Origin of the sequence: Nitrosomonas supralitoralis (assembly GCF_003011925.2) — a bacterium.
In the GTDB taxonomy this organism is placed as follows: Bacteria; Pseudomonadota; Gammaproteobacteria; order Burkholderiales; family Nitrosomonadaceae; genus Nitrosomonas; species Nitrosomonas supralitoralis.
The window spans coordinates 27,418-43,113 of record NZ_PXXU01000029.1; the positions used below are offsets into that span (position 1 = coordinate 27,418).

General features: G+C 40.6%; 13 protein-coding genes and 2 pseudogenes. 5 read left to right on the forward strand and 10 right to left on the reverse strand.

Going from position 1 to position 15,696, the window contains the following annotated elements:
* The first annotated feature begins 93 nt into the window (after positions 1–93).
* Entirely contained in the window at positions 94–684 is a 591-nt protein-coding gene (locus C7H79_RS10380) for a CBS domain-containing protein (RefSeq protein WP_106707199.1), read from the forward strand.
* A gap of 57 nt (positions 685–741) precedes the next feature.
* Here the strand turns inward: C7H79_RS10380 and C7H79_RS10385 are convergent, their stop codons facing one another.
* The 10 genes from C7H79_RS10385 to C7H79_RS10425 all read right to left on the reverse strand — a co-directional run bounded on the left by C7H79_RS10385 (position 742) and on the right by C7H79_RS10425 (position 11,688).
* Positions 742–1,653, reverse strand: coding sequence for a sulfotransferase domain-containing protein (locus tag C7H79_RS10385; RefSeq protein WP_172592410.1), 912 nt, complete (start codon positions 1,651–1,653; stop codon positions 742–744).
* A gap of 46 nt (positions 1,654–1,699) precedes the next feature.
* Positions 1,700–2,503, reverse strand: a complete 804-nt coding sequence (locus tag C7H79_RS10390) for a WecB/TagA/CpsF family glycosyltransferase (RefSeq protein ID WP_106707201.1) — start codon at positions 2,501–2,503, stop codon at positions 1,700–1,702.
* Between the two features lie 49 nt (positions 2,504–2,552).
* Positions 2,553–3,668 carry a glycosyltransferase gene (locus tag C7H79_RS10395; protein ID WP_242447242.1) on the reverse strand — a complete coding sequence of 372 codons (1,116 nt, stop codon included), beginning with the start codon at positions 3,666–3,668 and terminating at the stop codon, positions 2,553–2,555.
* 159 nt (positions 3,669–3,827) lie between these two features.
* Positions 3,828–5,351: a lipopolysaccharide biosynthesis protein gene (locus tag C7H79_RS10400; protein ID WP_106707202.1), complete on the reverse strand. Its 1,524-nt coding sequence runs from the start codon at positions 5,349–5,351 to the stop codon at positions 3,828–3,830.
* The gene (locus C7H79_RS18895; protein WP_242447243.1) at positions 5,348–5,599 is read right to left on the reverse strand and encodes a glycosyltransferase; all 252 of its coding nucleotides are present in this window, start codon (positions 5,597–5,599) and stop codon (positions 5,348–5,350) included. Before C7H79_RS18895 ends, C7H79_RS10400 begins: the two co-directional genes overlap by 4 nt.
* A gap of 10 nt (positions 5,600–5,609) precedes the next feature.
* The gene (locus C7H79_RS10405; RefSeq protein ID WP_242447244.1) at positions 5,610–6,560 is read right to left on the reverse strand and encodes a glycosyltransferase; all 951 of its coding nucleotides are present in this window, start codon (positions 6,558–6,560) and stop codon (positions 5,610–5,612) included.
* A 576-nt stretch (positions 6,561–7,136) separates the two neighbouring features.
* Positions 7,137–8,012, reverse strand: a complete 876-nt coding sequence (locus tag C7H79_RS10410) for a sulfotransferase (protein WP_106707203.1) — start codon at positions 8,010–8,012, stop codon at positions 7,137–7,139.
* 212 nt (positions 8,013–8,224) lie between these two features.
* Complete coding sequence (locus C7H79_RS10415; RefSeq protein WP_242447245.1) at positions 8,225–9,412, reverse strand: glycoside hydrolase; 1,188 nt, start codon at positions 9,410–9,412, stop codon at positions 8,225–8,227.
* Between the two features lie 519 nt (positions 9,413–9,931).
* Positions 9,932–10,801, reverse strand: a complete 870-nt coding sequence (locus C7H79_RS10420) for a sulfotransferase family protein (RefSeq protein WP_106707204.1) — start codon at positions 10,799–10,801, stop codon at positions 9,932–9,934.
* A 167-nt stretch (positions 10,802–10,968) separates the two neighbouring features.
* The gene (locus C7H79_RS10425; RefSeq protein WP_106707205.1) at positions 10,969–11,688 is read right to left on the reverse strand and encodes a sulfotransferase family 2 domain-containing protein; all 720 of its coding nucleotides are present in this window, start codon (positions 11,686–11,688) and stop codon (positions 10,969–10,971) included.
* 687 nt (positions 11,689–12,375) lie between these two features.
* Here C7H79_RS10425 and C7H79_RS10430 point away from each other — a divergent pair.
* The 4 genes and pseudogenes from C7H79_RS10430 to C7H79_RS10445 all read left to right on the forward strand — a co-directional run bounded on the left by C7H79_RS10430 (position 12,376) and on the right by C7H79_RS10445 (position 15,584).
* Positions 12,376–13,143, forward strand: coding sequence for a polysaccharide deacetylase family protein (locus tag C7H79_RS10430; protein WP_106707206.1), 768 nt, complete (start codon positions 12,376–12,378; stop codon positions 13,141–13,143).
* A gap of 37 nt (positions 13,144–13,180) precedes the next feature.
* A pseudogene (locus C7H79_RS10435) lies at positions 13,181–13,912 on the forward strand (IS1595 family transposase); the annotation flags it as partial.
* 268 nt (positions 13,913–14,180) lie between these two features.
* Positions 14,181–14,333: pseudogene (locus C7H79_RS19450) on the forward strand (IS3 family transposase); the annotation flags it as partial.
* A gap of 36 nt (positions 14,334–14,369) precedes the next feature.
* On the forward strand, positions 14,370–15,584 hold the full coding sequence (locus tag C7H79_RS10445) for a glycosyltransferase (protein ID WP_106707207.1): 1,215 nt from the start codon (positions 14,370–14,372) through the stop codon (positions 15,582–15,584).
* The last annotated feature ends 112 nt before the right edge of the window (positions 15,585–15,696 follow it).

The following is a 15,696-nucleotide window of genomic DNA, read 5'->3' on the forward strand; positions in this document are numbered from 1 at the left end:
ATTATTTTCAGCGTAGAGTAGACACGTTCAAGGTCGATAATCTATCTTGATATCAGATGATTCCCTTCAACCTTAGATTGAGGAGCGCACAAAATGATGAAAGAATATAAATCTCTTGCTGTGCAGTATCTGACAGGAATGGTACAAATCTCCAATCCCGTATCGCCCAATCCGGTAACGTATGATTCCCGAGCTTCTGAAGTTATGACTGACTTGCGTACAGTGCAAGCAGCAATCATATCGCCTAGTATTACAATGGAAATAGCCAATACATACATGATGCAACGCGGTGTACGCACATTGCTGGTTATGAATGATGACAATTCTTTGGCAGGAATTATCACGGCAACCGATATTTTGAGTGAAAAACCTATGCGTTTTATTCAGGAAAGAGGGGTAAAGCACAACGAAATTCTGGTAATGGACATGATGACGCCGCTAAATAATCTGGAAGCCATTCCATTAGACGAAGTGGTCCATGCCAAAGTCGGCAATATCGTCGCCAGTTTACGCGAGAGCGGTCGATTGCATGCGTTGGTAATCGACGATGCCACTATTGGGTTACCCAGAATATGTGGTATTTTCTCCTGGACTCAAATTGAAAAACAACTTGGTACAATTATTCCCCAAAACAATGTAGCAAAGAGTTTTGCGGAAATTGAATCGACCTTGATTACAAGCTAACAAAAAAACAAGCCAGCTTGTAGATTTCATTTCTGCTGGTTTGTTTTACGATACGGATCAAATATTCCAAGGTATATCTTTTTTCCCAATAAGCGTCTGCAGTGATTCAATACTTGGTAAGTAATACTGTTTTAACCTCTCACGACTCGCATCGGATATTTCGTCGTATCCTTCTCTTGCTTGGTTAATCTTTTTATATAAGCCTACAATAAACTGCTTTAATTCAGGTCTCTGTCGCAGAAATCGTTCAGATTTTGCATTAAAATAGACCGCAATTTTATGCAGCCATTTCAACCTGCTTTCGTAAGTAGCATTAATTCTTTGGAAATCATATTCATGGAAATAGTCAGAAGAAATTTCCAGAAATTGACACAATTCGACCATAAAACCGGCAATATCCTGATTCAAATTCTCGAAAAACATTATCTTGATTTGCTTATCTGGGAATAGCTGATAATAGTATTTCAAGTAGTCAGCATATCGACCAAAACTGATGATCTTTAAATACCACTCTTCAATATCGAGTTCAACAGATGTTCTTTGACCGGAATCATATGCAATACACTTATCAACATATTCCTCAAAGCTTAAATCAGGATCCAGATTTAATTTTCCAACATGAAAATTGAATGAAGAATACATACGATCAATTGGGTTTCTCAGAATGAACAGTAGCTTGGTATCCGGCACCAGCCTTTGTATACGAACTGCTACTTCCGCGCCATTGCCAAGATATCCCGGTGAAGCTTCCATGATAATCGAAACATCCGAAGAACAACGTTCAAAATAGCTTGCATATTTAGTGGTATCCTTTTCGTAATCACCCGAGAATAAATTACGAAAAAAATCAGTTTCCTTGATAACTGAACCACAAACCGATGGATGCGTACTTAGGTACGTAAATATGGATGTTGTACCAGCCTTCTCCGTACCCGCGATAATAAAGTTAGCCAAATTGATATTGGACATTTCTTTCATAAATTTAAAATGAACGTTATTCTGTTAAGTATATTGTTTATGAGATAGAATTATCTCGTTTACTTTGTTTCATATTAACCATCAAAGGTGTTTCTTGTAAATCTCGCTGACCCTTTAGGCGCCTCAACAATGTCCGAATAATAAACAATGGATTGCCTACGATATATCGCTTAAACATTCTCCTTGGCTCCATCAAATATCGGAATAGCCATTCCAGACCAAGCTGACGCAACCAATATGGCGCTCTTGGCATAATGCCTGAATAAAAATCAAATAATGCTCCCACTCCAAGTAATACAGGAACACGAAGTGTATTTACATTACGCGCGATCCATAACTCCTGCATAGGGACTCCCATAGCTACAAACAGAATTTCCGCACCACTATGATTAATAGCATCGATAATAGCGCCTTCATTATCTTGTTTAAAATAACCATCATGAACCCAGACAATATCCAGTTTAGGAAATTGAGTTTTCATATTCTCGGCACAATGTTCTGCAATTCCTGGGCGAGCACCCAGCAAAGCCAGTTTAACCCCATCTGCAGCAGCATCATGGCAGATTATAGAAAATAAATCGGTACCATTAACGTTGTCTTGTAGCGAGAAACCGGCTAATTTGGCAGCTAACCGCATACCGCTGCCATCCGCATATAGTGTTGATCCATCTTGTAATACAGAAAGGTAGTCTCCATTTACCGCAGCAATATTTATACAATGTGCGTTGACGAAATATATATTACGTCGTACACCTGACTTAGCATCATTGATAATACGTGCACTAGCATCAGCTAACGTCGTATCTTCTATTTTCAGTCCGAATAGAGGAATTTGATTCATGTGCTATCTTGTTCCTATGAATTGAAGTATTTTATTACCTAATTCTTTATCAATGCGCAGGATGCAGAATCTCATCATAAACACGTGCGACACCTTTAGCCATGCTGTAATCAGAAAAACTTGCCCCCTGCAACCGATACGCATTTTCTCGCATGGCACGCCAGTCGTATTTATTATCTAAAAGCTCTGCGATGACAGTAGTCAGTTGCCTTACATCACCCGCTGGCACAATTAACCCGGTTTTACCATGATCAAGTACTTCAGGAATACCCTCTACATCAGAAGCTACTACCGGCACACCAGTTGCCATTGCTTCTAGGATTACCATAGGCATACCTTCTCCAAAAAGACTCGGCAAAACAAGAATATCCATTTTTGTAAATTCAGCATTGACATCTTGAGTAAACCCAACCCAATCGATCACATCCCCCACTCCGAGTCTATCAGCCATTTCTTTAATAGTTCTCTCATATTCCATAGTCTCAAATGGGCCTACCGCACGCAACCTTATAGTTCGGCCTGTCTGGCGTAAGTTTGCTACTGCTTGAATCAGCACTTCAGTTCCTTTACGCGGTCGGAATAATGCCACACTCCCAATCATCCATTCTGGTCCAGGTACCTGTCGAATAGGAAGGTCGCCCGGTGTTACCACTCCATTAGCAACCATTGAAATACAATTTGCTGACCACCCATGCTTCTTCAAATAAAGTTCCAGACTTTTCGATACAGGAATTAATCGCTTAACTCCCATTAAACTTAATCGCTCTATGATCGAATTCATACGATTGCGCCATATACTTTCTGTATCTCGTGTCGTAGGACTATGTACATGATGCACCAATGGCACATCTGATAACCAAGCTGCTACTCTCCCAACCAATGCAGCACGAGGAGTGTGAGTATGCAACAAGGAATAATTACCTTGCTTCACAATATTTGCAATCTGCATGGCTGGTTTCAAGTCAAATTTAGACTTCATAAAGGTCTCAAATATTGGCACAGTAGAATTCCGGCAAGCGGAAAACTTTCCTGGTTTTATGCAAGCAAAACCCACTTCATAACCATAATCCGGTAGCCGCATTGCCAGTACATCCTGGACGCGTTCAGCGCCAGAGAAAAATTCCCCGTTGATGACATGCATAACCTTCGCATTTTTTTGGTTCATAGACCTATCCGACACATTAAAATTTGGAAGTTTAATAAAACAGAATTTGTATGTTTTATGCGTAATCACTCAATTAGCATATTATGAAACGGATAAAAACAATGCTACCGTTCAATTGATTTTTCAATATAAAGAATTCATGGCCTACGACTTCAATTGCTATATGCTTTTCGAAGTAAAATGCAAGAATAATCCGGCGTGACGACGTAAGCCTCGGTTAAGTAGCGCCATATCAATTTGGTTTAATGGTTTTACTATCATTAAACCAGGTATATATGCCACTAGAACAAATGCAAGTGTCCACCAGACCCCGAATTTATCTTCAATTACCCAGCCTATGGCGGCCAGAAATACCGCAACGCTAAGGCCACGCATAGTTCCAAACCAGTCTAATTGAATGCGACCCGTCTGATAGTTCAACCAAAGTAAAGACAGGCTATTCATAAACCATGCACCTAACACGATTCCACATACCACGCCCACTAACCCCCAGCTTGAACCAATTATTACCGCTAGCGGTGTTATCACAGATAATATGCTGAGATATCTCAATTGGCGTGTATATGGAAAAATCTGCATAATCATAACAACCAATTGCCCTTGACTCGTTGCACCTAAGCCAAGCAACATAATTACCATAACCATGCCGACATCCATAAAACGTCCACTACTTGCCAAAGCAATTAAATCATCACCTGCAATACTTAATGCTGCCATGCAAATGGCAATTATTAAGAAATTACTCTTCCATAACAAAGCCATGCCTTGTTTAACCACATCAATCTCTCCCGCCACATAGCGAGATATCAACATAGGTCGAATAATGTTCGCCAATAACTTGGCAGGAAGATATCGTCCGGCAATTAGCAACAATTGTTGCAAAAAAGCAAACATTCCAGCCACCTCAAGCCCTAAGGTTCTGGCCACAAGAATACGTAGCGCACCAGGATGGGCAACTGCTCGAAGTAGATTTACACCTGCCATATGCCATGCAAAATTAAAAACCTCACGCGCACTCACATAAAAATCTCCTGTACTCTGGATGTTGCGTAATTTCCGCATTAAGAGAAATTCAGCCAAAATTAAACAAACCAGTGAAACGATCAGATCCATCCACAGTAACTTTTCGAGCGACAAGTTTCCATTCAATACTAGTATTGCAACACCAGCCAAACGCCCAATTGACATCAACGAATGAATCAGTTGAGACCACCGTTGTTCTAGAAGTGATTCCAGCATTTCTGTGGCATAGCGAAAACCAATTACGGTAATGATCAGCCCTATTGCAACCAAAGTGGCATCCTGCTGAGGTACGCTGAAACCCATCCATGAAGAAATATCTGGCCAAAAAGCAGATATTAGCGCCGCCCAAATTATCATGATGGCAAAACGAATTAATGTCATCCAGCGTACAAACCATTCAAGGGCACTAGGCGCTCCTCGCATCGCCAATTCTGGCAAAAACCGTCGTACCGCCTCAAGCATTCCTAAGGAGCTCAGCGGCGCCATCATTTCCACCATGCCCCACAAAACCATGTAGGCTCCATAATCAATCGGGGATAATAAACGAACCAACCAAATTATAAAGATGAAAGAGGAAATAGCTTGTGCAGTTCGACCCAATAGATAATGTAGAATAGCTTGACGAAAACGGTTGCCGGAATAAAGACCGGAGTTATTCATGCTGTCAACCCAGGCAACTTCTTGTATTGTGACTCTACCAAATCGGCAATCACATTATAGGTGCGATGCTCTCGCAGCCAATCTGGTCCTTTTGATGCCATCATTCGCGCACGCTCAAGATCATCCAGCAGCTTACAAACTTCATCGACAAAGTATTGCCCGCCCCACGGTATGTAATGACCAATTCCACTCGATTCTATTACCTGGCATTGCTCAGGATGCTCGTTAGCAACTACACATTTAGCCATGGCCATATATTCAATGAGATTTGTAGGCGAAGTGGAAAGTAACACAGGAACGGGATAGAAAGGTGAAAGCAGATATTTGCTTGTTAACCAACTCCCAGGCTTTCTCCATAGGCATAAAACTAGTCACTGTCACAGCATCTGACAACTTCAAAAGAGATGCTTCTTCCTCTACTGCTTGACGATCGCTTGGCAACTGACCTTCACCCACATATAGCTGACGAGGGTCAGGATGGCGCAATCGCTCTTGCTGAAGCACACACACCAGCATCTCTGATTGGCGAAATTGCATAATGATCCCGAGATGCAATAGCAAGGGTAAGTGTATGTACGGGACTTTAGCATCTTCAGCTTTACCTACAAGGCCGGTATGAGTGCCCATTGGAACCACAGTCAGCTTGTCAGGAGAAATACTTTCTTGCGAAACATCTTCTTTCATCCGATCGCTTTGCACAAAAACATGATCTGCCAGTGGCAGAATTACTTTATAAAGTAAAATACGGATAATTTGTCCCTTGACCCAAACCAGTCGATGATGTGGCACAAGCTTGTTGTGAGCTTGGTACAATTTAGATTCGGCGAACGGATAGGACATCCAGTAAATAAAACGAGCGCCCGTCAAACGGGCTGCCAACCATGCAATCAAACTGGCGAAAAACTTATCGCGAACTTGAATGACATCAAATCGATTCCTGAAAGCGAGAAATGAAATTATTAAATCTCCCCACATGCCCAGCAAGTTATTCAGTATCCAGCCGAACAATCCCTGCCGTTTGCTGCGCGGAGTGAGATATACCGTATTTCCCAACCATTCTGTAGGTGACGACAAATTGAGTGCATCCGGTCCTCTTTGCGTCAACCAATCAATCTGATAACCACGATCTGGCATCTGTTTTGCAAACAACTCCACCACATCTGCTCGGAATGGAAGAAATCGATCCTCCACAAGATAAAGCATCTTCATAAAATCTTCTCGATTAACAGATTACAAGAACGCAGCATACTTACTTCCAATTCTTGATCCTTTATTTTTATTGTATAAGCAAAGAATTACAATGCTTGTCTCATTAATCAGTTTTTTCGATCATGTAAATTTTCAGCCTTAAGTTATTACTCAAAAAGCACTTTAACTAAATTTATTAGATTTTTAGTCCATTCTACTAATTATATTCGAATAGTTTGGAATGCTTTCAATTAAGATTTTTAATAAATTTGCTACGCGCGCCTTGCACCTATCCTCGCGGCAAGATCACGAGAAATTGCGAGTAAAATTACAATACAAAACAAAATCAGCGAATTAATACAGAAATTCTAATATTATACGAACCCGCTATTCTTCTAAATGTTAATCTAAGGTAAAAAATGCCAGTTATTTGTTAATTCACCTCATTCTACTTTTATTCGAAAAACCAAGTACACCTACTTCTAGCAGTAAATCAACTTTCTAGCTTGTTTGAATAGAGTCATTATTAGCCCGCAAACAGACAAAATAATGATTTCTGTAAAATACAAGAATATATATCATTATTTTGCTGAACAGCTATATTGCATGTTTTTTAGGTTCTTTCACTTCTAACCAAGAGGATAGATCAAGCTGCAGAATGTCCTGTACACGTAAAATATCGTCCTGATAATATCTCAACCATTGTTGCTGAACATCTTCCGCTAATACTTCCGCAGGTATAAGATTTCTATCCCTGATTCGTGCCAGACGATTCCTAATGAAAGGGGGGGTGTGTCGACGCAACCCCGGTATGCGCTTCAATGCACTCAAACTATGATGTAACCAAGGGAACTTAGGCATGCCTCCAGGATTGAATCTATATTCAGTATTCACCCTAAAAACAGGGTCTACACCTATGAACGTAAACAACTCTGACATCAGTGTTTGAGGATTATCAATAAGATTTTCAAATAGTACAAATTTAAGTTGATCTTGACTAAACATCTGCTGATATCTTTGTAACGCATCAGCATATAAACTAGCTTTTACCCAGAAAGCATCTTTAGAAAAGGCCTCTTTGGGTGATTTCGTTTCAATTCCACTTCGAAGTCTCATTAAATAATGCGAATAAGCTCGCCTAACCGGATTTCGTAAACAAGCGATCATTTTAATTGCCGGCACTATTTCTTTCATCCTCTGTAAAGCAATAGGACTATACAGATAGTAAGGAGAAACTTCCCCCTTAATTTGATCATCTTTAGCATCCTCAAATAAAGACTCATACTCAGCAAGACTGGATACCATTAATTGCTGACGACTCATTTCAGCATGTGTTTTATCAGTTGGGTCAAAAGAAAAATAATTCGGTTCTTTTACTTTTGTCATAAAAACATCAGGATGCTGAGCGAAGTAATGATGCATTGAAGTAGATCCCGCTTTAAATGCGCCGATTACGACAAAGTCAGGTAACATAATTAACTCTCATGTAAATGATATATAAGATACATCAAAAAAATCCGCTAACCCAAGCGTTCGATCATAAACGACCAAATTTATACCCTCATAATCCCAGCATCAATCAAATGAGATTTTACTACTCCGAGCATTGCCTCAGAAACAATCCCTTTTATTACTTAAATTACTTTTTACAAAAAACTATTCTTTCAAGTCATATTAAAGAATTGTTAATCGACACAAGACATGTACGCTTTGGGACAAATCGAGCTCAAACCACCAAAAGGGTCTTTTGCTATATCAGGTTCGTTTAGCAGCTCAAGTACTTTAGAATAATATTTCGGATTACGCGTCCAGAAAATATAATTAGATTTCAGGTTATCTCGTGCGAAAGCAAAAATCTCTGCAACAGTTGGCACACTGCCAGCTCCATCGTTGCGCGTATTCATATAATTTTTATGCATCACCTGAGGCGCTAACGGTATAATTCCTGAAAGTTCTGGATAAAAATGATAGATACCTCTTGGTGCATTCCGCATATTACGATTCAAACCCGGCTCATCTTTGAAAACATCCGGACCACTTAACGCCGTCCCGATTTCTTTGAGTCTTCCCACAAATGATGCAAGAATTGAGTGAGGGTAATTTACTTCCTGGATCGTCATAGTATTGGGGAAGTACGATCGCATTTTCTGATGTACACTAATTAAGTTATCATAGAATTTGACCCTTAGATTACCGGGTTGTGAAACGATCGGTTCCCCATACGCAGTTTCTATCATACCGATACCCTCAAAGTAGGGATGAGAGTTGTAACGCTCCCCCATCACCCTAAATAACTCAACCAAACGATCCTGTACGTGTGAATTCCATAATGCAATATTATATCCTCTCAGTTCTGTGCTGCCATGACTACTATAAGCAAACTCACCGCCATCATATTCATTTGCTTTCAAGTAATCGGGTACAAGCTTTCCAGTTGGCTTTCCTTTTGGAATAAATGATTTTGTTTGAACCTGAATGACAAGACGTTTTCCTATTGCAGCAAGTTCAGCAAGCCGTTGATCAATGGATGTGAAGTCATATTCCCCTTTTGCAGTTTCCAGTTCCGCCCAAAAATAGCGTATTTGTATCCCACGCAAGGCTGGCGTTGCTTTGAGCTCGTTATATACTTGTGACATATACTTGGGATCATTTTTACCAAGACCTAAAATTGTACAGTAATGCCCTGGATGCCATTTAACGGGGTTAGCTATCGTATTATGGCTAAATAAAAACATACTTATGGTGAAAACCAAAACGATCCCGACAGAATGTTGCTTTTGCCCAGCCGTGATTGGGAAACTAGATTTAAATGATGAGATTATGTCATTCTGAACTTTTATAAGTATTTTAAAATTTGTATATACAGATTTCATCTCAATAGTGTCCCGTTAAGAGTTGAACAAATTAAACTGGTTAGCGACACTGCTCCGTTCTGAAATATATGGAACGCCATGTTTTGGAATGTAGAACAAGACATCGGCTGAAACATTAGCAAGCGTAGCTCATAGCTTTCGCATCCTTTGCGAAAAACATATTAAAGGTCTGCACGACTCAGATTACGCAAGCCAGAATTGCCGCCACTATAAACCACAATTCTCGCAAAGTTGGTCCACAGCATATACTCCATATCTATAAGTTACGCAAACAGCATTTTGCCAAAATAAATTGATCACCTGCAGACGGCTAGTTGCTTGCAGCAACTCAAGTCATTATTTAAGAAATATAATTTCAAATCGGCATCAAAATATTCTCAATAGCCTAAGCGATTACTGAACATTACCATGGCAACAGTCAATTTAATTGCACTTTGCTTATCACATAAAGTTATTTAATATAAAAACAGCTTAACTGCTAGACGAGTACTTCATTCTAATTAATGTTAATGATCCTCATCACGATTTGTGATGCAACACCTGCCAACTCTGCCAAGGTAATTTTTCCAGATTAAGCTGACACAATAATTTACTCATATCATCAGCCAGTTCATCTTGCAAATGCTTTCGTGTATCTTCACGCATTGGTGGAACAACTTGGCGCAATTCAATTTGGTTATGATTTCGACGTAAATTGCGAATTAAATCATTTTTCTTAACAGCTTCGACAATTCTCTTTCCACCAATCGACCGGCCAATCATACCTAACTGTTTGATAAAATTATCCAACTTTGCATTTTTAATGACCACGCTTTCATTCACTTTTTTCTCTAAAAACCAGGACTGATGTTCTTCATTAATGCCTAAGAAATGATATAAATTACGTGCTTGTTTTTTGGGATCATCACGTATATCTTCTTGAAACATCACAAGCACCTGATTTTCTGGAAAGATATTTAACCATCGAGCAAGATGTTTAGCATAGCGAGACTGTTCTAAATACATTGGATTATTCTCTAATCCATCTTCAAAACTTAACTTCTCACCGGTAAAATATTCCTGTCTCACCACATGCAAATGGTTGGAGTAGGCACGCTCGATCGGATCACGCAATAACAGCACGATCCGCATTTCTGAATTGTATAAAAAAACGCGATCGGGCGTATCGCTATCAGCAAAATACGAAGGTGAAATCTCTCCTATGGCACTTACTGAACTAACACCCCCTATTTGTTTCTCGTACCACTGATAACCACGACTATAATAAGTTGAGAAGAAATCGCTTTCCTTACCTTGATATATCGCGACTTCTGGATGATCTGATAGAACACGATGTACCCACGTAGATGCACATTTCTGCGCACCAATACCTATAAAATTTATTTTCATATAATATTTATTCTGGCAAACAAGAAGGTACCTTTATGGCAAATGAAGAAGCAAGTCACAATATACTGTACATTATTGATATTCAAATTAGAGTTGTTATGACATTTACATAAATAATGAGATGTCCTATAGGAAAGCCTGCTGAATCAATGCTCAATATCGTAATATTAATGGTCGAATGAGTAATCAAAAAGCTCAATGTCACGCGAATACAGTTTAGCCACAACCTCAGCGCTAGCATCATTGTAATAGCTGCGATAATCCCCCTTCTGGCTGTGATTTATCTTTGAAAGATTAGCTGACACCCCTAATCTTTTAGCTAATATTTCAAAATCACTCTCCAAGGTTTCAAACCTCCCAATAAAATCCACATCGATTTCATTATCCTTATTAACCACATATTCGCATTGGGGAATAAAATGCAAACCGCAGTAAATATCGGAAGATGTCAATCCATGCATAACAAAGCTTTGGAAATTATCAAATTTGTCCAGATGTTCGCGTGCCCATATTTTATCCTGCTCATCCAACCCTCCTTTCTTTAGGAAAACATAAGCCGATACCAAACGATCCCAAGGATTACGCACAAAAGCAAATTTAAAATAATTTTTATAGCATTCAGCTCCAAATATCACCTGATAAGTCCGTGCAGTTAGGTGTCCACCACCTAAGCAACCAAATAATGCCTGACAAACTGAAATGCCAGCAGTTTTGGGAATATGTATAAAAATACAATGCAAGTCGTCATAAGGTTTTAAGGAATAGCCATCGCTACTGACTCGTTGTCTCAATAATTTGTATTGTTTCCACCGAGTATATCCTTTTATATCTTGGCGTATGCCGAAAGGAATAATTTTCCCATAAGCCTCTTTGAGCCAACTTTGCATCAAAAAATTCCTTGAAAATTATTATAAAAAAATTCTATTGTTCTATTTCGTAAACATAAACTTATGTATCAAATTGTAACTCAAGTTTAAACATCCAGCAATGAACGACTCCGCCCTTGTAGATAACAAAAATACTTCTAAATACCAGGATTTTTATTGCACTCTTAAGCAAAATCAGTTGTTTTCAGTTGCTTTTGAGGTCGTTCAGTTGCGTATATTTGCCTAAACATCCGGTTTGCGTATAATTAGCTTTAGAAAAAAAGCGTTTATTTTTTATATACACATTTAGCAGGAGGGCATTCGCGGTGCCTCCTTGATGCAAGAAAGAAATTTGTGTCGTTTTTTGGTTTTTTATGAAGGACATAAGTAAATTTTTACAAAAGAGAAAGTAAATGAAAGCCGAATTAATAAAGATGCTGGAGTGGATTATTTTTATAAGCGCTTTGGAATGCTCGGTACATCTATCAAGCAGATAGGAAAAGTGATTAGGCACGCTGTTTTCGACACAATAACCAGATCGACTTACGTCAAGTTATTCCGCCCATGCGTGAGGACACAAGAATGCGTTTGCAAGACATGGTGGCTGACGATATGGGTGAACTGGCATACCAGATCAGTTCGGACGGGAAGATCTGCCATAGCCAAGCTGGTTAGCGCTGTACAAGAGGTCAAGATGAGGATTGGTCAATGCCTGTAACGATGTTGATGTACCATATGATCGCAGTTCCGGAGAATGCTGCGGAGGCTCGGTTTTGTCGAACCCCAGATGCATTCCGAAAGGATTTGGAACAAATTCAACAGGCAGGTTATCAGGTTCTATCGTTTGCGACAGTACTGGATGGGGTAGCAGGCAAGGTGGAACTTCCAGATAAAGCCGTAGCAATAACATTTGATGATGGCATGGCATGCGCTTATGAGAATGCTTTGCCAATACTGCAGGAATTTTCTTATCCAGCTTCGGTTTTTGTCGTATCCGGTCTGGTGGGTGGATATAATGATTGGTGTAAGGTTTTTGGATTTCCACGCAGGCGTATGCTGACGGCCAATGAAATTCGTGCTTTGGCTGGATCCGGCGTGAATATTGGCAGTCATACTGCTAGCCATCGTTGGCTTGGCAAGATCGACAAGGTTGCTGTATCTAAGGAAGTCCGCGAGAGCAAGGCAGCACTGGAGGATATACTTGGTCAAGAAGTACCTCACTTCGCATATCCTTTCGGAAGCTGGAGCCCCGTAGCGCGGAATGCTGTTATAGAAGCTGGCTATTCGGGTGCTTGTTCGACAATATCTGGACGGAATCGGAAAGGTGCAGATCCATACCTTTTGCACCGTTCAGAAATCAAGGGGGACGATGCACCTTGGCAATTTAGATTGAAATTAAGATTTGCAACCAATGACATGCCGCCTATTTCTGATGCTCGCCGTAAGCTGCGCCAAATCCTAGAAAAATGGAAATAGTGACGCCAAGTTTGAGTGACAATTGGACCACCCGCCACTTACGGGAACGCCACTGGCACGGTTACGTCACAAGGACAAATGGTTTGAATATGAGCAAACGATGATTCAAGGATTAAGCATCCGAAAGTCAGCGGACAACTGCGGGATAGCCAAGAACACAAGCTTTAAGTGGCGCCATCGTTTTTTACAAATACCTGCAACGCGTCAACCCGACAAAATGAATGGTATTGTCGAAGCAGATGAAACCTATTTTCTGGAATCCTTTAAAGGACAGCGCCGATTACCCAGATCTGCACGCAAACGTGGTGGTAAAGCCGTCAAGAAAGGTACCTCAAAAGAACAGGTGCCCGTATTAGTGGTACGTGACCGTCATGGTGAAACTGCCAACTGTATACTGCATGGCACAAGTACGCAACAAATCGAGCCAGCGCTTATCCCTCTGTTAAATAAGGATGTAATCCTGTGCACTGATGGGTTGCCTACGTATAAACAGATTGCCCGGCAAGCCAATATTGTTCACCGCCCGGTTAATATTGCTGCTGGCCAGCGCGTTATAAACAATATCTATCATATTCAGAACGTCAATGCTTATGACAGTCGACTCAAACAATGGATGAAGAAGTTTCATGGAGTAGCAACACGTTATCTTGGGAGTTACCTCGGGTGGCACAGAATGATTGACCGTCTTGGTCAAAATATTACTCCAGCTCTATGTTTCCTATCATCTCTTGGAAAAACGAGACAGTTTCAACATCTAATTGTTACATAGCCTAACATTACCTATATTCTTACAAAAAAAGGTAGGATTGTATTTACCTGGAATAAAAAAGCTGTTTAATGATGAATTGATTGGCTACGCCATATATGAAAGGATAATTATTAGGATACGCTCCAATGGAAAGCTTCTGGAGAGCAAATAAAGCACCCAGCCACAAGTTGCGACGTATTAAAAGCATTTATGTGCTGATTTTCAACAAGTCCTCCCCCCAAGCGGCGAGGAATTAAGCCCGAAAGAGACTAAAAAACGGACGTCGCTCCATCGGAAGTTTAAAACACGAAGACAAGCCATTCAAGAGATTGCCGAATATATAGAAATCTATTATAACCGGCAGCGAAAGAGGGAAACACTAGGCCATCTGTCATTAGCAATATTTATACAGCGATACTATGCAAATATTCTCGATGCTTAACCCGAAGAAATCCAATTCCGACAGCACACCCCAGCCATGAAGATTCTTTATATTGTAGAGGACTGTTTTCCACCATTTCGAACTGATGTAGTCGAATTATTCGCCAAACAAATGCCGGCGCGAGGCCATCAGATAGATTGGTTGATGCAGAGAGGACCAGATGCACTTAATATATTGTCACCTACAAATTGGATGGGTAATATTGTGCACCTTACACTGCGTAACAAACACAAAGGATTATTAGGCCGAATATTGAATAACCTGCTGGGTATGTGGGGCGATTTCATGATTATACCTCTGGCATTCAATGGTCGATATGACGTAATCCAAGTGCGTGATAAATTTTTTGCCAGCTTAATTGCTTGGCTAGCTGCTCGGCTGACAGGTGCTCGTTTTGTCTACTGGATGTCCTACCCATTCGCAGAATCTAAGCTATATCAAGCACGCAACCGACTCGTGCCTCATCACTACCTGGTCTGGTTCAAGGGGCAGATCATTCGTAACCTGCTTTACAAAATTATCTTGCCACTGGCTGATCATATCTTTGTGCAGAGCCAACGTATGAAGGAGGATGTGGCGCAGCAAGGCATTCCTCTCGCCAAGATGACTCCGGTACCTATGGGTATCCGCGCCGACCGTGTTGGAAACGCTGAAGATGCTATAGCTCCAAACACTCGTACTCCCTTGTTACTCCATCTAGGAGTCATTATGCAGTTACGTCAGTCAGAGATGATGGTGCGCGTACTACAGCGAGTGCGCATTCGCTACCCATACGCTCGTCTGTTGTATGTAGGAGAGGGGCAGATATCCAGTGATCGTCAAGCGGTAGAGGAAGAAGCAGCTCGGTTGGGATTGTCGGCTGCCGTGACCATAACTGGTTTTCTGCCCATGGAAGAAGCTTGGGAGCACGTGAAATCTGCGGATATCTGTTTGTCTGCAATAGCCCCAATTCCTGTTTTTTTGGTTTCATCCCCAACTAAACTGATTGAATATATGGCCATGGCCAAATGTATTGTTGCAAATGAGCTTCCAGAGCAATGTCAGGTAATGGAAGCAAGTGGCATCGGTTGGTGCATCCCATGGGATGAGCAAGCTTTTGCCAACGAGATCTGCAGCTTGCTAGGAAATCCCGAGCGTGCACGGAAGCTGGCTGCAAAGGGGCCTGATTGGGTACGAAAAAACCGCACATATAACGTGATTGCTGACTTGGTAGAATTACAATACAAGAAATTATCCCAGATTTCCCATTAGGTTTGATTTCTAATGAAAGCCATTAGAATAAGCTGTTATAAATAAGCATATTTTGGTAAATTAAAGTTATTTTCTAGATGTATATTTTTCTTCCGGGAGGTTTTGATAGAAT